Annotated in this window: 16 protein-coding genes and 1 pseudogene; 15 read left to right on the plus strand and 2 right to left on the minus strand. The window is 40.3% G+C overall.

Annotated features, from left to right (window positions below; all coding sequences use genetic code 11):
• Positions 1-244, plus strand: a pseudogene (locus tag AC4HAF_RS07890) (IS5/IS1182 family transposase); the annotation flags it as partial.
• Positions 245-295: 51 nt separating this feature from the next.
• Here AC4HAF_RS07890 and mscL read toward each other — a convergent pair.
• Entirely contained in the window at positions 296-676 is a 381-nt protein-coding gene (gene mscL / locus AC4HAF_RS07895) for a large conductance mechanosensitive channel protein MscL (protein WP_491090676.1), read from the minus strand.
• Positions 677-811: 135 nt separating this feature from the next.
• Here mscL and AC4HAF_RS07900 point away from each other — a divergent pair, with 135 nt between their 5' ends.
• The 14 genes from AC4HAF_RS07900 (at position 812) to AC4HAF_RS07965 (ending at position 19,044) form a co-directional block, all read left to right on the plus strand.
• Positions 812-2,299 (plus strand): HlyD family secretion protein, encoded by a 1,488-nt coding sequence (locus AC4HAF_RS07900; RefSeq protein WP_491097317.1) that lies wholly within the window; start codon positions 812-814, stop codon positions 2,297-2,299.
• A gap of 178 nt (positions 2,300-2,477) precedes the next feature.
• Complete coding sequence (gene dnaG, locus AC4HAF_RS07905) at positions 2,478-4,235, plus strand: DNA primase (RefSeq protein WP_491097318.1); 1,758 nt, start codon at positions 2,478-2,480, stop codon at positions 4,233-4,235.
• 7 nt (positions 4,236-4,242) lie between these two features.
• Positions 4,243-5,358, plus strand: coding sequence for an RNA polymerase sigma factor RpoD (rpoD, locus tag AC4HAF_RS07910; protein ID WP_491090671.1), 1,116 nt, complete (start codon positions 4,243-4,245; stop codon positions 5,356-5,358).
• 14 nt (positions 5,359-5,372) lie between these two features.
• The gene (locus tag AC4HAF_RS07915; protein ID WP_491090670.1) at positions 5,373-5,708 is read left to right on the plus strand and encodes a metal-sulfur cluster assembly factor; all 336 of its coding nucleotides are present in this window, start codon (positions 5,373-5,375) and stop codon (positions 5,706-5,708) included.
• 217 nt (positions 5,709-5,925) lie between these two features.
• Entirely contained in the window at positions 5,926-6,780 is an 855-nt protein-coding gene (rfbD, locus tag AC4HAF_RS07920) for a dTDP-4-dehydrorhamnose reductase (protein ID WP_491097319.1), read from the plus strand.
• A 136-nt stretch (positions 6,781-6,916) separates the two neighbouring features.
• On the plus strand, positions 6,917-8,071 hold the full coding sequence (cps2T, locus tag AC4HAF_RS07925) for a beta 1-4 rhamnosyltransferase Cps2T (protein WP_491097320.1): 1,155 nt from the start codon (positions 6,917-6,919) through the stop codon (positions 8,069-8,071).
• Positions 8,061-9,014: a glycosyltransferase family 2 protein gene (locus tag AC4HAF_RS07930; protein ID WP_491097321.1), complete on the plus strand. Its 954-nt coding sequence runs from the start codon at positions 8,061-8,063 to the stop codon at positions 9,012-9,014. Before cps2T ends, AC4HAF_RS07930 begins: the two co-directional genes overlap by 11 nt.
• 9 nt (positions 9,015-9,023) lie before the next feature.
• On the plus strand, positions 9,024-9,836 hold the full coding sequence (locus tag AC4HAF_RS07935; RefSeq protein WP_491090663.1) for an ABC transporter permease: 813 nt from the start codon (positions 9,024-9,026) through the stop codon (positions 9,834-9,836).
• Positions 9,836-11,059 (plus strand): ABC transporter ATP-binding protein, encoded by a 1,224-nt coding sequence (locus AC4HAF_RS07940; RefSeq protein ID WP_491090662.1) that lies wholly within the window; start codon positions 9,836-9,838, stop codon positions 11,057-11,059. Before AC4HAF_RS07935 ends, AC4HAF_RS07940 begins: the two co-directional genes overlap by 1 nt.
• 14 nt (positions 11,060-11,073) lie before the next feature.
• Positions 11,074-12,468 (plus strand): glycosyltransferase family 2 protein, encoded by a 1,395-nt coding sequence (locus AC4HAF_RS07945; RefSeq protein WP_491097322.1) that lies wholly within the window; start codon positions 11,074-11,076, stop codon positions 12,466-12,468.
• Positions 12,465-14,216: a rhamnan synthesis F family protein gene (locus tag AC4HAF_RS07950; protein ID WP_491097323.1), complete on the plus strand. Its 1,752-nt coding sequence runs from the start codon at positions 12,465-12,467 to the stop codon at positions 14,214-14,216. Before AC4HAF_RS07945 ends, AC4HAF_RS07950 begins: the two co-directional genes overlap by 4 nt.
• Entirely contained in the window at positions 14,213-16,696 is a 2,484-nt protein-coding gene (locus AC4HAF_RS07955; protein ID WP_491097324.1) for an LTA synthase family protein, read from the plus strand. Before AC4HAF_RS07950 ends, AC4HAF_RS07955 begins: the two co-directional genes overlap by 4 nt.
• Positions 16,697-16,705: 9 nt before the next feature.
• Positions 16,706-17,641 carry a glycosyltransferase family 2 protein gene (locus AC4HAF_RS07960; RefSeq protein ID WP_491097325.1) on the plus strand — a complete coding sequence of 312 codons (936 nt, stop codon included), beginning with the start codon at positions 16,706-16,708 and terminating at the stop codon, positions 17,639-17,641.
• 8 nt (positions 17,642-17,649) lie between these two features.
• On the plus strand, positions 17,650-19,044 hold the full coding sequence (locus AC4HAF_RS07965) for a DUF2142 domain-containing protein (RefSeq protein WP_491097326.1): 1,395 nt from the start codon (positions 17,650-17,652) through the stop codon (positions 19,042-19,044).
• Between the two features lie 411 nt (positions 19,045-19,455).
• On the opposite strand, the gene AC4HAF_RS07970 is transcribed toward AC4HAF_RS07965, so the two are convergent.
• Complete coding sequence (locus AC4HAF_RS07970) at positions 19,456-21,402, minus strand: RICIN domain-containing protein (RefSeq protein WP_491097361.1); 1,947 nt, start codon at positions 21,400-21,402, stop codon at positions 19,456-19,458.
• Between the last annotated feature and the right edge of the window lie 46 nt (positions 21,403-21,448).

Consider the following 21,448-nt stretch of genomic DNA (forward strand, 5'->3'; position numbering starts at 1 on the left):
CACAATCTCAGATATACGAGAGAGATTGGCAAGTCCAAAATGGAGGATAAGGTTGGGCTGATTTTAGCGTGTTTAAATCTCAAAAAGTTAGTAAAAATGATGGCAGGAAGGCCTTTTTATTTTGGACAGCTTCAGCTTTCTTACCCGTTTTTCATCTCAAAGATAAAAGACACCAAAAAAGACAAACTCCCAAAAAGAAGTTTGTCTTCAGTCTGAACAGCCTAACTTAGGCTGTTGTCAATAAAAGGGAGAAGCAGCTCAATGACCGTTTGATCGCGATTGCTTCCTGCAGTTTTTAGTTTTGTTTTTCTAAAAGGGCTTTGATGTCTGCTAACAGTTCAACTTCAGTCGGTTCACCCTCAGCAGCGTCTTCTTCTGCTTTTTTGGTAATTGCCATTGCATGATTAGCAGCTTTAACAACGAAAAAGAGTGTTGTTCCTACAATCAAGAAGTTAATGACAGCACTTAAGAAATTACCGTAAGCAACACCGTGCCATGAAAGCTCAGCAATCTTTTCGACGCCTGCAGCTTTTAAGGCAGGGTTCAAAAAGAGCGGTGTGATGACGTCTGAAACGAAGGATGTGATGATAGCATTGAATGCTGCCCCCATAACAACGGCTACAGCAAGTTCAAGGACACTTCCCCGGAACAAAAACTCTTTAAGTTCTTTGATCATTTTGTTTTTCCTTTCTTATTATTAGTTACTTATTATACGGGAAAAAATGGTATTTGACAATAGATGTACTTCACTTTTTACAAAAATATGGTAAAATTGAAATGCTGTAAAAATATATTTTCTGAAGGGAAGACAATGGGAAAGAAAAGACATAAGCGAAAGGGGCTAGTTCGCAAAAGCGAAATTATTGCCTTGAGTGTTTTTGTTTCGTCAGCTGTTGTGCTGCTGGCAGCAACTAATTCTTTTGGAGTTTTGGCCAAAACCCTGCATCTGAAGCCTGTCGGACTCACCCTTCCTTTTATCAATAAGGAAGCGGAGCAAAAATCACAATATGCTTCCGGCGAAAAAGTTCAGATCAATTCCAGTCAAAAGCTGGCAGATTATCAAAATTGGATCGGAACAGTCAAGAAAGTAGAACCTGCGGAGACCTCACAGCAGAAATCAGCCTACAGCTATGATGTTAAGTTTGGCAACGGACGCACCATAAAGCACGTTCGGGAAGAAGATCTGACCAAAAGCAAGAATTCAAAATACCATCAAGGTCAGGTTGTTAAGCTAAAATCATCTGCCAAGGAGAATTTAAAAGGGCACAGTTTGTCGGATTATCAAGCATCAGCCGGCCGAGTTGATCAGGTTTCTTACAACCACAGCAGTGCTGCAGGCGGTTATAAATATGCTGTTACCTTTGATGACGGCGGAAAAGTTACTGACATTCAGGAAGAGGATCTGGATACTATTTATGAGGTCAAGTTAAAAGCTGAAAACAGTGCCGCTCAAAATAATGAAGTGCTGAGACAGGCTTTTGCCTATGCCAAAGAGCATCCCGGCACCATTTTAAGCCTGCCCGACGGTAAATTCAAAATCGGCAGTCAGACGCCAACCAAAGATTACATTACTCTTGCTTCCGATACCGAAATCAGGGGCAACAATACAACGCTGCTGGTTGAAGGAGCAGCCTACTGGTTTGCCTTGGCGACCGGACCTCGAGCAACTGACGGGGTTAAAAATTTCACCATGCGCAATCTGAACATCAAGGCCAGTGATTTGGATAAGGGCAACCATTTTATGGTTATGGCTAACCACGGTGACCATTGGCGGGTTCTGAACAACAGTTTCACTATGGTTCATAAAAAAGGCAGCCATGTTTTTGACATGGGCGGCCTGCAAAATTCCGTTTTTAAAGGCAATCAATTCACGGGTTATGCTCCTGAGCTGGTCAATGCCCGTCAAATTGATGCTAATCTTTCCCTTCACGACTATTATTCTGAGGCTATTCAGCTGGATGCTTCAAGTGATAACGGTGTATGGGACGGCGGTTTGATTAAAGCCATTGATCCTGACTACGGCAGTCACAATAAGGAAAGACAGCTCAGCAGAAATATTGTCATCACTGATAATTCCTTTGTTCCTTATTACGACAGCAAAGGCAATATTAAAGCCTACAGCGGAAGCGTTGGCCAGCATTCTTCAGATGTAGGACCGATTAAGATTTACAACAATCTGTTTAGCAATACTTTGGTTGATCGGCTTAACGTCAATGAAAAAACCAAACTCTGGCTCTTTAAAGCCATTCACCTAAAGACAGAACGCAAAGGCACTGTATACGATAACGATATAGACTGACAGATTCCGTGAAAAGATTATAAGAAGGCACTCTCTAAGCCGGTCGTAAAGACCAAAACAAGAGAGTGCTTTTGTGCTTCTTTAATTTACAAAAAGCCTTAAAAATGGTATAATGAAAAGCAACGCTAAAATAGGGATTTTTATGTGGAGGTGATGATTTCTGGCTATCGATAAGGAAATGATTAACGACATTAAAAACAGCGTCAATATTGTTGATGTGATTGGTGAAGTTGTCAGTCTTTCACGGGCAGGCCGCAATTATTTGGGTCTCTGTCCCTTCCACAAAGAAAAGACGCCCTCCTTTAATGTTATTGAGGACAGACAGTTTTTTCACTGTTTTGGCTGCGGGCGTTCAGGCGATGTCTTTAAATTTATAGAAGATTACCGCAACATTAGTTTTCTGGAGAGCGTTCAGGTGCTGGCCGACCGCGCCGGTATTGCTGTTGCGGTTCAGGACAAGAGTCAGGAAACAAGGCAGGAACACCCCAATCAAAGGTTCTTCAACATCAATGACGATGCCAGCAAGTTTTATCAGGCTGTTTTGAAAACCACCAAGATAGGTGAAACAGCTCGGCAGTATCTTTATGAAAGGGGACTGACAGATGAGCTGATTGATTATTTTAAGATAGGTTTAGCTCCGGATGAACATGATTATCTTTATCAGGCCATGCTGAAAAAATATGATGAAGATACCATCATTAATTCTGGTCTTTTTAATCTGTCAGACAGCAACACTGTTTACGATGCCTTCCAGAACCGCATTATGTTTCCTTTGACGGATGAATTCGGTCATATTGTCGGTTTTTCAGGTCGGATTTGGACAGAGGCCGACAGTGCCAAAAAACTGGCAAAGTATAAGAATACGCGTGCGACAGCAGTTTTCAACAAGTCTTATGAGCTCTATCATCTGGATAAGGCCAAAGCGGTCGCAAAAAAGGAACATGAAATTTACCTGATGGAAGGTTTCATGGATGTGATTGCCGCCTATCGTGCGGGCATCAGCAATGCTGTTGCTTCCATGGGAACAGCGCTGACACCGGAACATGTGAAGCATTTGAAGAAATTCACTAAAAAAGTTATTCTGACATATGACGGGGACAGTGCCGGGCAGAATGCCATTGCCAAATCCTTAGCCATTCTGTCGGATATGGCAGTGGAAATCGTCAGAATTCCCGGTCAGATGGATCCCGATGAATTTATCAAGGAAAATTCTGCGGAAGATCTGAAAAAACTGCTGACACAGGCAAGGATCAGCAGTATTGAATTTTGGCTTCATTACCTGAAACCTGAAAATAGTGATAATTTGCAGGCGGAGATTGATTATGTGGAGAAAATGGCAAAAATTATTGCCGCCTCGCCTTCAATTACTGCTCAGAATACCTATATCAATATGGTAGCTGAAAGTCTGCCGGACTTTAATTATCAGCAGGTAGAACAAGCGGTTAATAACGAGCGCCTCCAAACGCGTTCACAAAGAAGCGAGCAGGCTCTCAGCCGGCCAATCAGGGTGGAGATGCCTGTGACTAAGCATCTGACGGCTGTGGCTAAGGCTGAAAATCAGCTCTTTCATCGCATTCTTCACCATGATTATCTGTTAATTGAATTTCGCAATCGGGAAGATTTCGCCTTTGAAACCCCGGAATTGCAGGAACTCTACCAGCTTTTAAAAAGCAAGGGTGAACTGAATGCCTATGATTTGTCTCAGCTTCCTGAGGAACTTCAAAATGCCTATTACCGTGTTTTAGAGGAAAATCTGCCGGAAGAGATTGCCGAGGGGGAAATCAGGCAGCTGGAAAGCCAGAGAAATAAATACCTGCAGCAGCAGGAGCTGCAAAAACAAAGCAAAGCCATCCGTGAAAACAGCAATCACGGTGACATAGATACTGCAGTTGAGGGCTTAGAAGCTCTCATCGCTCAAAAAAGAAATATGGAATAGAGGAAAAATGGCAAGTAGTAGTAAAAAAACATCAAGTACCTTTAATGTTCAAGTGGCGGATTTTATTCGCAACCATAAAAAAGAAGGGGTAGCAATTGACGATGAAGTTACTGAAAAACTCGTCATCCCTTTTGAACTCGAGGCTGAGCAGATTGATGATTTGCTGGAACGTTTGACTGACGGCGGCATCTCTATCACTGACAAAGACGGCAATCCTTCATCGAAGTATGCTGTTGAGGAAATCAAGCCTGAGGAGCTGACCGATGAGGAGCTTCTGGGAAGCAATTCTGCCAAGGTCAATGATCCTGTACGGATGTATCTAAAAGAAATCGGTGTTGTTCCCCTTTTGTCTAATGAAGAAGAAAAAGAGCTGGCCATTGCAGTTGAAAACGGTGATCTTGAAGCCAAGCAGCGCTTGGCAGAAGCCAACCTGCGCCTGGTTGTTTCTATCGCTAAGCGTTATGTCGGCCGCGGCATGCAGTTTCTGGATCTTATCCAAGAAGGCAATATGGGCTTGATGAAGGCGGTTGATAAGTTTGACTACTCTAAGGGATTTAAATTTTCAACCTATGCCACTTGGTGGATTCGTCAGGCCATCACACGCGCCATTGCCGATCAGGCCCGCACGATCCGTATTCCTGTTCACATGGTGGAAACAATTAATAAATTGGTGCGTGAACAGCGCAACCTTTTGCAGGAATTAGGTCAGGATCCGACACCGGAACAGATTGCAGAGCGCATGGATATGACACCGGATAAGGTCAGAGAAATTCTGAAAATCGCTCAGGAACCCGTGTCACTGGAAACGCCAATCGGCGAAGAGGATGACAGCCATCTGGGAGACTTTATTGAAGATGAAGTGATTGAAAATCCGGTAGATTACACAACACGTGTTGTGCTGCGCGAGCAATTGGATGAGGTGCTTGATACGCTGACAGACCGCGAAGAAAATGTTCTGCGTCTGCGCTTTGGTTTAGATGACGGCAAGATGCGTACGCTGGAAGATGTGGGCAGAGTGTTTAATGTTACGCGTGAACGGATTCGTCAGATTGAAGCTAAGGCACTGCGCAAGCTGCGTCATCCAAGCCGCAGCAAACAGTTGCGTGATTTCGTTGAAGATTAAAAGGAGAGGGAACTATGGCAGAAGCAAACTATACTCCCGAAGAAGTCACAAAGATCAAAGACAGAATTCTTGAAGCTTTGGAAATGGTTATTGATCCCGAGTTAGGAATTGATATTGTCAACTTGGGGCTTATCTATGACATTCGTTTTGAAGACTCAGGCCATACCGAAATTGACATGACTCTGACAACCATGGGCTGTCCTTTGGCAGACTTGCTGACGGATCAGATTTACGATGTTTTAAAGGATGTACCTGAGGTTCTTGATGTTGATGTTAAGCTGGTTTGGTCGCCGGCCTGGTCGGTGGATAAAATGAGCCGCTATGCACGGATTGCTTTGGGCATTCGGTGATTGGCCGCAGCAGAAAATCAAGGAAACGTTTTAAAAAGAGCTGTTAAGGCTGCCGGGCTTAAAGAACGGTCTTGTATACAATACATTTTTAATGGAACACAGACTAAAATCCTAATAAAAAGATAACGGTCCTTGTGTCTTAGCGACACGGCGTCCGTTTCCTATTTTATACGGATTTTTTCACGCCCTTTGTATCTTAAATTAAAGGAGAATACGAATGATTTTAATCACAGGAAGCAATGGTCAGTTGGGTACGGAGTTACGCCATCTGCTTGATGAACGTAATGAAGACTATGTGGCTGTTGATGTCGCAGAAATGGACATTACAAATGCAGAAAAAGTGGATCAAGTTTTTTCACAGGTGCAGCCCAGCCTTGTTTACCACTGCGCAGCCTATACGGCTGTTGATGCAGCAGAGGACGAAGGAAAAGAGCTGGATTACGCTATCAATGTGACAGGAACTGAAAACATTGCTAAGGCCTGTGAAAAATATGGTTCAACTCTGGTTTATATCTCCACGGACTACGTCTTTGACGGTCAAAAGCCTGTCGGACAAGAATGGGAAGTTGACGATCAGCCGGATCCAAAAACGGAGTACGGCCGCACCAAGCGTCTGGGCGAAGAAGCTGTGGAAAAATACGTCAGCAACTTCTATATTATCCGTACTGCTTGGGTCTTTGGAAATTATGGGAAAAACTTTGTCTTTACCATGCAAAACTTAGCTAAGACCCATGATACACTGACTGTTGTCAACGATCAGCACGGCCGTCCGACTTGGACCCGCACGTTAGCTGAATTTATGACCTATTTGGCTGAAAATCACAAAGCGTTCGGCTATTATCATCTGTCAAACGATGCAGCAGAAGACACGACCTGGTATGATTTCGCCCGTGAAATTCTTAAGGATACCGATGTTACGGTCAAGCCTGTTGACTCCAGCCAATTCCCTGCCAAAGCTAAACGTCCTCTCAATTCAACCATGAGTCTGAAAAAAGCAAAAGCAACCGGTTTTGTCATTCCGACTTGGCAGGAAGCTCTGCAGGAATTTTACAGACAAGATGTGAAGAAATAGGCTGAAAAAACGCCTTAATTAAATCTTTATAATAGTGCAAATGACAGCAGGCTTGAGTCTGCTGTTTCTTTTCGCAAAATTCTTTGAAATATGCTATAATACTATGGATTGTATTGTTAAAATGGGGGAATAGAGTTTGCGTCATGTATTCATCATCGGAAGTCGGGGACTGCCGGCCCAGTACGGCGGTTTTGAGACTTTTGTAGAAGAATTAGTTAAGCATCGGCAGTCGCAGGATTTGACTTATCATGTGGCCTGTCTCAGTGAAACTGACCACCATAAGCATTTTACTTATCTGAATGTTGATTGTTTTACGATCAAGGCTCCTAAAGTGGGGCCTGCCAGAGTAATTGCCTATGACATGATGGCCATCAGCTATGCTTTAAAATTAGTTAAAACCCAAAATATTGCAGCTCCCGTTTTTTATGTTTTAGGCAATACAATAGGAGCTTTCATGGCACCTTTTGCCAGAAAGATTAAAGGAATGGGCGGACAGTTTTATATCAATCCGGATGGATTGGAGTGGCGCCGCTCCAAATGGTCCCGTCCCGTGCAGTCTTATCTGAAATATGCAGAAAAGTGCATGACAAAGACGGCTGATCTGGTTATTTCAGATAATATCGGGATTGAAGATTATATCAAGCAAACCTACCCTTGGTCAAAAACGGCTTTTATTGCTTATGGAACGGATATGTCGCCATCCGGACTGGACGAAAATGCTCCTGAAGTTCAAAAATTCTATGAACAATGGGCACTCAAAAGTAAAGGCTACTATTTAATCGTTGGCCGTTTCGTGCCGGAAAACAACTATGAGACAGCTATCCGCGAATTTATGGCATCGGCAAGTAAGCGCGATCTCGTCATTATCTGCAACCATCAAGGAAACACCTATTTTGAAGAGCTGCGGCAAAAAACGGATTTTGATAAGGATTCTCGTATTAAGTTTGTCGGGACGGTCTATGACCGTGCTCTGCTGACTTATATCCGCGAGCATGCTTTTGCTTATATTCATGGGCATGAGGTCGGCGGAACCAATCCGGGCTTGCTTGAAGCCTTGGCGCACACTGATCTGAATCTTGTCTTAGGTGTTGATTTTAATCGCTCGGTTGCGCGGGACGCTGCCTGCTATTGGTCGAAAGACAGAGGCAGTCTTGCACAGTTGATTGAACAGGCGGACGGACAGACGGATTTTTCAGAGTATGGTCAAAGGGCTAAGGATATTATTCGCCGCCATTATACCTGGGAAAAAATTGTAGGAGAGTACGAGGACTTGTTTTTGCATGAAAGTTAATATTGTAATGTCTGCCTACAATGGTCAGGAGTTTATCGCAGAGCAGATTAGAAGCATTCAGCAGCAGACTTTTACAGATTGGAATCTGCTGATCCGTGATGATGGCTCAACGGATGACACACCTGAGATTATTGCAGATTTTGCGCAGCAGGATCCGCGTATTCATTTTATCAATGCTGCTGAGCGTACTAATTACGGTGTTATCAAAAATTTTTATACGCTGGTTAAATACGAAAAGGCTGATTATTATTTTTTAAGCGACCAGGATGATATTTGGCTGCCCAATAAACTGGAGCTCTCTCTGGCAGAAGCTCAAAAATATGACAGCAAGAAGCCTTTGATGGTTTATACTGATTTGAAGGTCGTGGATAAGCAGCTGCAGGTTCTGCACGAGAGCATGATCAAAACGCAGTCTCACCATGCAAACACAGCATTGCTTCAGGAATTAACGGAAAACACGGTGACCGGCGGTACAGCCATGTTTAACCATGCCTTGGCTGAGAAATGGACCGTTTGCGAGGGCATTCTCATGCATGACTGGTACTTAGCATTGATTGCTGCCGCTTTAGGAGACTTGGTTTATTTGGATGCTGCGACAGAATTGTACCGGCAGCATGAGAGCAATGTGCTGGGGGCAAGAACCTGGTCCAAGCGTTTTAAAAACTGGCTGCAGCCCCATAAACTGCTGGCTAAGTACTGGTGGCTGATTACATCCAGTCAAAAACAGGCTGCCTACCTATTAGGTTTGGATTTGCCTGGGGATAAGAACGACTTGGTTGCAGCTTATGTCAATCTGCTCAATCAGCCGTGGCTGCACAGACGGCATGACCTTAAAAAATACGGCTTTGCTAAAAACAGAGCTTTTCATACCTTCATTTTTAAAATTTTAATTACAACGAAAATCGGCTATAGCCATTATCGCAAATATGGCTATCAGGCATAGGAGAATATCATGGACTTGATTAGTAAGAAAAATCGTATCCTGCTAAAAGAACTCATTAAAACAGACTTTAAACTGCGCTATCAAGGCAGTGTCATCGGCTATCTCTGGTCAATTTTAAAGCCTTTGCTGCTGTTTATGATTATGTATTTGGTTTTCATCCGCTTTTTGCGTTTGGGAGGAGATGTGCCTCACTTTCCTGTAGCACTCTTGCTGGCCAATGTCGTCTGGTCTTTCTTTATGGAAGCGACCAGCATGGGAATGGTCTCTATCGTAACTCGGGGAGACCTGCTGCGCAAACTGAACTTTTCAAAATCGATCATTGTTCTTTCAGCGGTGTGCGGAGCCTTGATTAACTTCGGCATCAATTTGATTGTTGTGCTGATTTTTGCCTTGGTTAACGGTGTTCATATCGGCTGGAATGCTGTCTTTTCCATCCCGCTCTTTTTCGAGCTCTTTATCATGGCTTGGGGAGTAGCTCTTCTTTTGTCAACTCTCTATGTTAAGTTTCGGGATATCGGACAGATCTGGGAAGTTATCCTGCAGGCCGGGATGTATGCAACACCGATTATCTATCCTTTAACCTTTATCACTAATCAGGGTCCTAAGGGAGTGCTGGCTGGTAAAATCATCATGCTCAATCCTTTGGCACAGATGATTCAAGACCTGCGTTATCTTTTGATTGACAAGGCCAATCTAACCATCTGGCAGCTGATTAATCACTGGTGGTATTACGCTATTCCTTATGTACTGCCCTTTATCATTTTTGGCATCGGATTAGTTGTTTTCAATCGTAGTTCTAAGAGATTTGCGGAGATTTTATAATGACGAAAGACAATAATATTGCAGTAAAAGTTGACCATGTCAGCAAATATTTTAAGCTGCCTGTCGAATCGACAAACAGCTTGCGCACGACTTTGGTCAATCGTTTTAAAGGCGTTAAAGGCTATAAGAAACAGCACGTTCTGCGTGACATCAATTTTGAAGTGGAAAAAGGTGATTTCTTTGGAATTGTCGGCCGCAACGGATCGGGCAAATCAACGCTGTTAAAAATCATTTCACAAATTTATGTGCCTGAACAAGGCACTGTCAGCATTGACGGGAAGCTGGTTTCATTCATTGAGCTGGGAGTCGGCTTTAATCCTGAGCTGACAGGTCGTGAGAATGTCTATATGAACGGGGCTATGCTGGGCTTTTCAACGGAAGAAGTCGATGCCATGTATGATGATATCGTGGAATTTGCTGAGCTTAAGGAATTTATGAACCAAAAGCTTAAAAACTATTCCAGCGGGATGCAGGTTCGCTTAGCCTTTTCAGTTGCCATTAAGGCACAGGGAGACATTTTGATTCTTGATGAGGTCTTGGCCGTCGGTGATGAAGCTTTCCAGCGCAAATGTAATGACTACTTTATGGAAAGAAAAGAAAGCGGTAAGACGACTATCCTTGTAACCCACGATATGGCAGCAGTTAAGAAATACTGCAACAAGGCTGTCTTGATTGATGACGGTTTGATTAAAGCTTACGGTGAGCCTTTCAATGTTGCCAACCAATACAGTTTTGACAATACTGACAAGGTTGTTGATGACAATGGTGAGACAATTGAAGCTGATACTGCTAAAGAACAAGTCACACACATTGAGAATTTAGCGGTTAAGCTCCTGTCCGATAATCCGATGACACCTAAAAATAAGATTAAGTTTGAAATTTCTTATGATGTGCTCAACGATGTTCCAACCTACATTGCCTTATCATTGACCGATATTGACCGCAATATCTGGGTCTATAACGACAATTCAATGGATTATAAAACATCGGGTGCCGGTCATAAATCGGTGGTCTATGAATGTGATATCGCACATCTGAATGATATTAAACTGAAATTGGAAGTGACCGTTCGCGATGATGATAATCAAATGCTGGCCTTTTCTGATGCGAAACAGACACCGATTATTGTTGTCCATCGTGATGATATTGAAGCAAATGATCTTTCGGCTCTGGATTCAGCCAGCGGTCTTTACCAACGCAACGGTCAGTGGCAATTTGGATAAGATAGGAAAGACGTATGAAGGTTTCCATTATTTGTACTAATTTTAACAAGGGAGACTGGATAGCGGAAGCTATGGACAGTTTTCTGGCTCAGCAGACAGATTTTCCTTTTGAAATTATTGTCGTTGACGATGCTTCAACCGATCAGTCACCGGATATTATGCGGCAGTATGGCGAGCGCTATCCTGATAAAATTAGGCCTTTCTTTAATGAGACCAACAAAGGTATCGCGAGAACCTGGATTGATATTTGCAAAGAAGCTAAGGGAGAATATATTGCCAGATGTGACGGTGATGATTACTGGACTGACAGCTGCAAACTTCAAAAACAAGTCGATCTGTTAGAAGCTTCTCCGGAATCCAAGTGGTCCAATACGGACTTTGATATGGTGGATCCAAAGGGAACTGTCATTCATAAGGATGTCCTGCAAAACGGTGTTATTCCATTTATGGATTCTTATGAAAAAATGCTTGCCCTAAAAGGCATGACCATGGCGTCTACCTGGCTTGTGGAGACGCAGCTGATGTTAGAGGTCAACAGTCAAATTGACAGCCATGCGGTTGATGACACCTTCAACATTCAGCTGGAGCTGTTTCGCAGGACAAAGCTAGCTTTCTTGAAAGATTCAACAACCGTTTACCGAATGGATGCCGAATCCGATTCCAGAACCAAAGATCCTGCTAAAATAGAACAGCGCTTTGACAAACTGTTAGCTACGCAGCTGGAATATATTGCCAAGTACCCTGACAGTGATTATAAAAAAGTTTTAGAATTTTTACTGCCCGAGCACAATGCTTTTGAGAAAGCCTTGGCTCAGAAAGGTGAGAACAGCTGGCACAATCAGCAGCTTACCATTTATTTGGACCGCGGCAAGGATCAGGCTTTCTCAGAAGATGACAGTCTGCATTTTCCTCTGGCGCACTCAGGCAAGCATCAGCTGACGCTTGCAGAAGATGTTCAAAAAATCCGAGTTGATTTGTCTGAAATTCAAAGTTATTACCGCAGGGTTTCTTTGGTTGATAGGCAATATGATACAGAAGTGCTGCCGGTTTGGACCAATGCCAAAGTGATTGGTGAAGCTTACTATTTTACAGCTCCTGATCCTCAGATTATCTATGAGATTCCCGAACATAAAGGCGGAAAATTTCAGCTGACCTACGAATGGTTCAATGCAGACAGACCCGATCAGCCCGACTTTGTTGCTAACAGCTTAGCAGAAGAACTGGCATCAGCAAGAACTGGATTAAAAGAATTCCTGTCTTATAAGTATCTCTACCAGGATGCTGTCTCTTCCAGGGATCAGTACCACAAGGAACTCAATGAAATGACCAACCGTTACAATGCGGTCATCAATTCCCGCCGCTGGCGTATTCCGACAAAAATTATCAATCTAATCAGGAGAAAGAAATGAAGCGTCTGCTTTTGTATGTCCATTTTAATAAATATAACCGCCTCAGCTCTCATGTCATCTATCAGCTGACACAGTTAAGGCCGCTGTTTTCTAAAATTGTGTTTATCTCAAACAGCGAACTTGCCCCAGCTGACTTTGAACGGCTGAGAGAAGAGCATTTGATGGATCATTTTATTCAGCGTCAGAACTCCGGTTTTGATTTTGCCGCTTGGCGGGACGGTATGGCTTTTATCGGTTTTGATGAGTTAAAAACCTATGATTCCGTGACAACCATGAATGATACCTGCTTTGGTCCGCTTTGGGATATGGCGGCAGTCTATCAGAAATTTGAAGCAGATGAGGCCGTGGATTTTTGGGGACTGACCAATAACCGTGCAACCAAAGCCTTTCGTGAGCACATCCAAAGCTACTTTATTTCTTTCCAAAAGCCCGTTATCAATAGCAGTGCTTTCACAGAATTTTGGGAGAATGTCAGAGAGTACCAAGATGTTCAGGAGGTCATTGCTCATTATGAAACACAGGTGACAACTGTCCTTTTAGATGCCGGTTTTAAATACGGTGTGGTTTTTGACACACGTGAGGAAGATGCCAGCCAGCTTTTGCATGCTGATTTTTCCTACTATCATCCGACAGCTGTCTTAAACCACAAGGTTCCTTTTATTAAGGTCAAAGCCATTGACGCCAATCAGTCTATAACACCTTATCTTTTGAATGATATTGAGAAGCGGTCATCTTATCCTATTGATTTCATCGTTTCTCACATGTCAGAAATTAATTATCCGGATTTCAGCTATCTGTTAGGCCACAAGTACATTAAAAGAAGACCTGCTGCTGATTTGAGCGGACAAAAGATTGCTGTTCATCTTCATGTTTTTTACGTAGATTTGCTGGAAGAATTTTTGAGCAGCTTCACACATTTTCATTTTGCCTATGATTTGTTTATTACAACAGATCAGGAAAGCAAAAAAGACGAGATTGAGGACATCCTGCATCAGCACGGCAGTCAGGCGCAGCTCTTTGTGACAGGCAATATCGGCCGCGATGTGCTACCTATGCTGAAATTAAAAGAAGAGCTGTCACGATATGATTACGTCGGTCATTTTCATACCAAAAAATCCAAGGAAGCCGACTTCTGGGCCGGTGAATCTTGGCGCACGGAGCTGATCAGCATGCTGATTAAACCGGCAGACACCATTCTTTCGGAGTTTGTCCGCAATCCTAAAATCGGTCTGGTCATTGCAGATATCCCGACTTTCTTCCGCTACAATAAGATTGTTAGTGCCTGGAATGAACACTTGATCGCACCGGAGATGAATGAGCTGTGGCAGAAAATGGGACTGAGCAAAACCATTGATTTTGAAAACTTTCAGACCTTTGTCATGAGTTACGGAACCTTTGTCTGGTTTAAATACGATGCCTTAAAGCCGCTCTTTGACTTGGATCTGACAGATAAAGACGTGCCTTCAGAACCTTTGCCGCAAAATTCAATCCTGCATGCTATTGAGCGGCTGCTTGTTTATATCGCTTGGAATGAGCATTACGATTTCAGAATCTCTAAGAATCCGGTTGATCTGACACCATTCATCGACAATAAACTGTTAAACGAACGCGGGAATTCAGCACCGAATACCTTTGTTGATTTTAACCATATGGGAGGAATAAAGGGAGCTTTTAAATATATCTTCATCGGACCGGCCAGGGCAGTCAAATATATTATCAAACGCTCTCTGCAAAAGATAAAATCATGAAAAACGATCTGAAAAATATTAATTGGTTAAAGTTGGGCTATGGTTCGCTTTTACTTCTTTCCGTCTTTGGCATTAACTTTTTAACGCTTAATAACAGTATTCTCGGTAATTTAGGCCAAGCAGGCAAGAGTTTCCTGAGTCATCTCAGCTTTATGCCGGTTATTTTCGTCATCTCACTTGCTATTATTGCCTTTGATTTGGTACGCAACATATCTTGGAAATTTGTAGGGAAGCTTAGCTTGGGCTATGCCATCTATTTGATTGTTGCTTATTTTTTGCTGATTACCCGAAACTTAAACAATGAGAAATTTGAATTATGGGATTTAGAGGGCAACGGTTTTTGGCAGGTTGACTTTTTACCCATACTAATCCCACTGGTTATTTCTGCTTTTTTGATAAAAGCCTTGTTTGACTACCTGAAGCCTAAACGTCTTAGAGGTGAATTACTCAAGGACTGTCAGACCTCCAATCTTTTACTTGCAGGCTTGCTTGCCTCTGTCGCTGTTAATGATGGGCATTATAGTGATATTTTACGTGACGGGCTAAAAAATTTTATTATCAATAAACAATTCAGTGAATATCTAAGTAATTTCAACTTTGCATTTTTATTGTCTATGGCTGGGCTAGTTTTAGTGTCCTATTTTGTGATCCGTGCAGGAAAAGATCTTATTGAAAACAGACCGAGCTTGTCTTTAGCTGTAATGAGCAGTGTACTCTTTGCTTTGATTTTTAATTACAGTTTACAGTTTGGTGTAAAAGGGGATTCTGATTTATTAGGACGCTATATCTTCCCAGGCGCTACACTTTATCAAATTCTTGTTCTTACAGCTGTTTTCTTCTTACTTTATGTCTTAATTAACCATTATGTTCCTACCACATTGATCATCATTATTATCGGAACGTTGATTTCTGTTGCTAATGTCCTCAAGGATTCTATGCGAAGCGAGCCGTTATTGGTTACAGATTTTGTATGGCTGCGAGAGATTAATCTTCTTTTAAGCTTTTTAGATGGTTGGATGATTTTTTACATTATTCTTGCTTTCTTACTGCCGATAATTATTTATCTCATTTTTAGAAACCATGTTTTGGTAGGAAAAATTATTAAACAAAAACGTGTCCGACTTTCATTTTTTGTTCTTTTGCTTATCTTTTTCTCATCCATCTTTTTCATCTTTAGAAATGAAGAGGACGGGAAAGTTGTTAAAGATGTTCCCGTGATTTCCAAACTCAATAATTGGCAAAATATCACTTGGATGGGCTTTGGAACCAATGCACGCTACCGTTCTTTAATGTTTGTTTGGACAAAACAGCTAACGAAATCTGTAATGGAAAAACCAGAAGATTACAGTGAAAAAACTATTAATAAGCTAGCTGAAAAATATCAGACAGATGCTGCTGTCATTAATAAAACGAGAAGTCAAAACTTATCAGATCAAACCATCATTTATGTTTTAAGTGAGAGTTTAGCCAATCCTAAACGTGTTTCTGGTGTAAATCTAACGAAAGATATTCTCCCTAATATTGAAAGAATCGAAAGCGGGACGACCAGTGGACTGATGAAGTCAGATGGTTATGGAGGTGGAACAGCCAATATGGAATTTCAAACCTTAACAGGTCTTCCTTTCTATAACTTTTCAAATTCTGTAGCAACTCTCTATTCAGAAGTAGTTCCCAATATGTCAGTCTTTCCATCTATCAGTGACTCTTTTGATAGTAAAAATCGCATTGTTATGCACCCAGCAGGTGCTACCAATTACAATCGTTACACAGTTTATAAAAAATTAAATTTTCATAAACTATATTTTTTAAATGGTTCTAAAGATAAATTTAAACACATTGATAGACAGGGCGTTAGTGTCAGTGATGAAACTGTTTATAATAATATTCTGGAAAATATTGATACAAATCAAAGTCAATTCTTTTCCGTCATTACTATGCAAAACCATGCTCCTTGGTCAGTAGGAAATCCTGTTGATGTTAAAGCTGCCGGTCAGGGTTTTACAGCCCAAGAAAATGATAACTTAACAGAATACTCCCGCCTTATCAGCCATACTGATCAGTCAACGCAATCATTTATGTCTGCCTTGTCAAAAATTAATAAAAAAATTACAGTTGTTTTTTATGGGGATCATCTTCCGGGCATTTATCCAGATAGCGCGTTTAATGGAAACTCCAAAACCCGCTTTCAGACAGATTATTTTATCTGGAGTAATTGGCAAAAGAAAAAATTGACTTATCCGCTGGTCAATTCGAGTGATTTCACAGCAGAAATGCTTAAACACACAAATTCTAAGGTAACACCTTATCAAGCCCTGTTGACTGAAGTCCTTGATAAGGCAAGTGTTTCAAGTAAAATAAGTAATAAAGAGCAAAAAGAAATTGCTCATGACTTACGCTTATTGCAATATGATGTTACTGTTGGGAAAGGTTATATTAAATCTCACAAAGACTTTTTCACTGTACCTAATGAAAAGAAATGAGGAATTACCATGACAGAAAAAATTGCTGTGCTATTGCCAGCTTACAATGAAGAAGCTACTATTCAAAAGGTTATTGAAGATTTCCAGCATTATTTACCGAATGCTGATATTTATGTCTATGATAATAATTCAAAAGATAGAACAAACCAATTAGCGCGAGAAGCAGGAGCAATTGTACGCTTTGAACCTCGTCAAGGTAAGGGAAATGTTGTTCGATCAATGTTTCGTGAGATTGATGCGGATTACTACGTCATGGTAGATGCGGATGATACTTATCCAGCTGCAGAGGTAAATAAACTTCTTCAGCCCTTACGTTCTGGCAAAGCAGATATGACAATTGGCGATCGGTTATCAAATGGTACCTATGCCAAGGAAAATAAGCGTGGTTTTCATGGATTCGGAAATAATTTGGTGAAAGTCCTCATTAATAAGCTCTATAAAGGAAATTATGAGGATATTATGACAGGGTATCGTGGTTTTAACCGCCTTTTCGTCAAAAATTTTCCTGTGTTGTCACCGGGATTTGAAATTGAGACTGAAATGTCCATTCATGCTCTGGACAAGCGCTTTAAATTGGTAGAAGTACCTATTACTTACAAAGACCGTCCGGAAGGTAGTGAATCTAAGCTCAGTACTTTTTCGGATGGGTTCAAAGTTTTACGAATGATTTTTAATCTTTTTAAAGATTATAAGCCTTTACTTTTCTTTAGTTTGGTTACAGCGGTTTTCTTTATTTTAGGGTTAGTTTTTGGTATTCCAGTTATTAGTGAATTTGCAAGAACTGGCTTAATTAAGAAAATGCCATCTGCTATTTTAGCAACCGGATTTATGATTCTAGCAGCACTTTCGTTTATATCAGGATTTATTCTAGATACAATGGTTCGCCAAAATCGTATGCAGTATGAAATGAGCATTTACGATTATTATGAAAGAAATAAAGAGTGAGATATGCCATGAGACAAGTAAACAGATATATAAAAACAAGAGATCTTATTTTTAAACCTTTATCTCTATTCATTTTATTTTCTACTATTTTTGGCTTGTTTTTTATCTTTATTTTCCCGCCGCTGACTGCACCGGATGAAATTGGCCATTTTTCTAAATCCTATGCTTTCTCTGAATTGAAGGTGATTCCAGAACATCATCACCTAAAAAAGAATCACTTTAAATCTTGGGATAATTATGGTTTTTATTTACCGGATGACATTACAGATTTAAATGCTGATGTTACTAGAGTTATCTATAATCCAAAAGCACATTTTGATTATAAGGTTTTGAGTGCTTCAAAATATGGTTCTTACAAAAGAGTCTTTATAGGTTTGGGAGGTCAACTGAATTATTCTTTCTTTCAGTATATTCCGCAAATTATTGGAATAACATTTGCAAGGATATTTACAGGGTCGATTATCATCACCTACTATTTTGCTAGGTTTTTCAATTTATTCTTTTATATTGCTGTTGTAGCCCTTTCAATTTATTATTTCAAATTTTCTAAATGGGTTGCTATGTTGCTGGGACTGAATCCAATGGCCTTGGCTCTGGCTTCGTCTACTAGCGGTGACGGATTTACTAATGCCTGCAGTTTTCTGTTTATTGCCATATTATCAAAATTTATCACTGAAGATAAACTGGATAAAAAGCTGTTTATTTGTTCCTTAATACTTTTGATTGCTTTAGTTCAGATGAAGCCAACGACCATCATATTTGGTTTATTGTACTTTATCATTCCGCTACGCAATCTCAGTTTACAAAATAAATTAATTTATGGAGCAGGAACGTTTTTTTTGGCTGTCGGTATTTATTATGTGTGGGGAAAACTATTTCCATCTCAAGAAATAATGTACCAAGATTTCACGAGCTCAAGTCAGCAGACAAGTGCTATTCTGGAAAATCCAATTAATTTCTTGCGTATTATCAAAAATACAGTAGTAGAACACCATAAGTTCTTATTCAGAAGCTTTAGCGGACAGTTCTCAGCTCTAAACAGAAACTTACCAATGAATATATTGTGGGTTTACTATGCGGTTATTACGGTAGCGTGTTTCAGCAGTCAATATAAAATTCAGCTGTCCATTTCAAAAAGACTAACAATGCTTCTAGCACTGATTTTTTACGTTCTATTAACGTTTGTAGCTCTTTTCCAAATTTGGACTCCGGTAAACTCACCCGTAATTATTGGTCTACAAGGCAGATATTTTATTCCAACATCATTAATATATGTGATGTTGGTAAATTGGGATAAAATACGTCTTAACAAAAAGTTTATGGGTATATTGAGTGTATCAACAATAGCAGTATTACTTTCCTATACCACATTCTTTTTACTAAAATCATATGGCTATATTTAAATTAATTAGGCTCATTGTCAACTATAGTGGGTAACTTATAGCTAAGCACAAAAGAGAATCAGATTGATTCTCTTTTTTATAATGTTAAAATTTTGAGATTTTTCAAACGTTCAAAGCCTAAAAGCCTTACACTTAATAATTTTGATGAGATTGTGAGATACTGTATTTTTAAGAGATTTTTTGATAAGATGCAAGTGTTTCGTAAAACTTTTTTCTAATGATGGTTTGGGTTGATTACCTTTTCATGATAAATCTTGTGGAACTTTTTGATATGTTATATTCAAAAAAGCCCTATAATTTCTAAGGGGAGTTTTACCACTACAGAAATTATAGAGCTTCACTTCTTAAAGTGTGTTTATATCATAAAAAACTAACGAAGTTATAGAAATATTTTTAATATATATTCGCTTACTAAGCAGATATAAATTTCCACTTTTGTGCCAAACTGCCATTTCGCACATGGAGCTGTACGTTAGTTCCTGCTTTTGCAGCTCCGCCTGCGACATCTAGCAGCATGTTTTTATGCTTGGATACAATTTCAAAAAATCCTTTTTCAGTACTTTCTTTGATAATCCATTGCTGTGCTTCAGACTTATTGGGACTGTAGATAACCACATTAGTTCCATTGTAGCTGCCATTGCCAACAGCATCTAAAGCTTTTCCAGATTTTTTGGCTGTTATAGAATAGTAGCCATTGTTTAAATATTTAACTGTAAAAGTTTGGTTAGGATCTGATAGATTCGGATAAATTTGTATATTTGTATTATCATCTGTCGCAGCTCCAGCTGCATCAAGTCCCATTTTTTCATCTAGTGCAGAAACAATGTGATACACACCGTCGGCTAATGTTCTTTTAGTATCAGAATCTACTGCTATGAATCTGAATTTTTGACTATCAGAACTGTTAGCTTCATACATTTGAATATTAGTGTTATTAGCTATTTTTCCTCCAGCAACATCCAAGCTTAAACCACTTTGACGAGAAATAATTTCAAAGGTATTATTAGAACCGTTTTGTTTTAAAATCCACTGCTGAGCCGCACTGCCATTATAGTCCCATAGCTGAACGTTAGTACCAACGTCGCGAGAGGCACTTGTAACATCCATGGATTTTTTAGTGTGTTTATGAATTAACTTATAATACCCATTTCCTAAATAAGAGACGGTAAATATTTGTGAGGAATCCGAAATATTTTTATAAGTTTGAATATTAGTACCATTAGCAGAAGCGGCAGCGGCCACATCTATTCCAAAATTTGGATTTGCTGCTAAAACGATATGATAGTCACCATTTGAAATGGTTTGTCCCACTGAAGCAGACAGCTGGTCGACATTATAACGTTTAATATTTGGTGCTGGTGTTCCTTTTAAATAAACATAGCCTAAGAAAGTTCGTGCTATATTAGGCACTTGTGATTTAGAGTAATTTCCGTAAGATACACCCGTATATCCATTCCAAGATGCTCCGTATACTCCGCCTTGCGAAATAGTTATAGTATTTCCGTTAATATTCTCAACAAATGCCACATGCCCGTAGTTTTCATATCCAGCTGCTGTTGTGTAGCGCCAAACTGCAAGGGCGTATTTAGCTGGTTCGTTTCCTTTAGGATAATTAAGTGTATACCACCAGTTTGAGGCACCGGCTACTCCGCTTGGAGATGTCCCTGTAGGAGGAAGTGTTATCCCCAAAAGATCCTTTACGCGATGATTGCACCATAAAACACAGCCTCCATTGCTGTAATCACGACTGTAGTAGGCATTTGCAGTTGCTTTATTGACTGCCTTAGTATTCGATTGAGGCAATGTAATTTTATTGTTAGAATTTTGGTTATCCAAGATATGTTCAGGGGCATTATCCTGAAAGGCTACGGTTTTATTGAGAGATGAGGTGCTTTCTTTTAAAGACTCATCTTTTTCTATAGCTGAAGCATCCTGGTTATAATCTGAATTCGTTTTGATTGGGATTTTCTCTGAATGATTCTCTTGTGATGATGAAGTAACAGTGTTTGCTGAATTTGTCACATCATTTTCAGCAACATCATCAATGCTTGTTTCAAGAGTTGAAACATCAGAAGCAGCGGTGCTATTTGTTTGAGAATTAGTTGCCGTATTACTTGCTTCAGTTATTTTTTCTTCTGTGACTGTTCCTTCGTTAACAACCGCATTGGTAGAAGTGGTTCCTGCTTCAGAAGTTAAAGGTATAGGCGGTGTGCTCGTTTCATCATCTGCCCGGACAATTGCGCCAGAAGATATAGCAGCTGTTCCAATAGCTACTGCAGCTAGTCCTGTTAAGGCCAATTTATTTAAATTGACCTCTGTTTTAATCCTATGTTTAACCATTTTCTTGTTACTTTTAATCATAAGATTAACCTCCTTTATTTTTATTATCATTATAGACAATTGA

This window comes from Streptococcus sp. ELY_90 (assembly GCF_058314475.1).

What these genes read in the sequence shown, in the direction of transcription:
- AC4HAF_RS07935 (WP_491090663.1), top strand. Translation starts at nt 9,024, where the DNA reads ATGGACTTGATTAGTAAGAAAAATCGTATCCTGCTAAAAGAACTCATT.
- AC4HAF_RS07945 (WP_491097322.1), top strand. Translation starts at nt 11,074, where the DNA reads ATGAAGGTTTCCATTATTTGTACTAATTTTAACAAGGGAGACTGGATA.
- AC4HAF_RS07915 (WP_491090670.1), top strand. Translation starts at nt 5,373, where the DNA reads ATGGCAGAAGCAAACTATACTCCCGAAGAAGTCACAAAGATCAAAGAC.
- AC4HAF_RS07950 (WP_491097323.1), top strand. Translation starts at nt 12,465, where the DNA reads ATGAAGCGTCTGCTTTTGTATGTCCATTTTAATAAATATAACCGCCTC.
- mscL (WP_491090676.1), bottom strand. Translation starts at nt 676, where the DNA reads ATGATCAAAGAACTTAAAGAGTTTTTGTTCCGGGGAAGTGTCCTTGAA.
- rfbD (WP_491097319.1), top strand. Translation starts at nt 5,926, where the DNA reads ATGATTTTAATCACAGGAAGCAATGGTCAGTTGGGTACGGAGTTACGC.
- AC4HAF_RS07955 (WP_491097324.1), top strand. Translation starts at nt 14,213, where the DNA reads ATGAAAAACGATCTGAAAAATATTAATTGGTTAAAGTTGGGCTATGGT.
- AC4HAF_RS07900 (WP_491097317.1), top strand. Translation starts at nt 812, where the DNA reads ATGGGAAAGAAAAGACATAAGCGAAAGGGGCTAGTTCGCAAAAGCGAA.
- dnaG (WP_491097318.1), top strand. Translation starts at nt 2,478, where the DNA reads ATGATTAACGACATTAAAAACAGCGTCAATATTGTTGATGTGATTGGT.
- AC4HAF_RS07940 (WP_491090662.1), top strand. Translation starts at nt 9,836, where the DNA reads ATGACGAAAGACAATAATATTGCAGTAAAAGTTGACCATGTCAGCAAA.
- AC4HAF_RS07960 (WP_491097325.1), top strand. Translation starts at nt 16,706, where the DNA reads ATGACAGAAAAAATTGCTGTGCTATTGCCAGCTTACAATGAAGAAGCT.
- rpoD (WP_491090671.1), top strand. Translation starts at nt 4,243, where the DNA reads ATGGCAAGTAGTAGTAAAAAAACATCAAGTACCTTTAATGTTCAAGTG.
- AC4HAF_RS07930 (WP_491097321.1), top strand. Translation starts at nt 8,061, where the DNA reads ATGAAAGTTAATATTGTAATGTCTGCCTACAATGGTCAGGAGTTTATC.
- AC4HAF_RS07965 (WP_491097326.1), top strand. Translation starts at nt 17,650, where the DNA reads ATGAGACAAGTAAACAGATATATAAAAACAAGAGATCTTATTTTTAAA.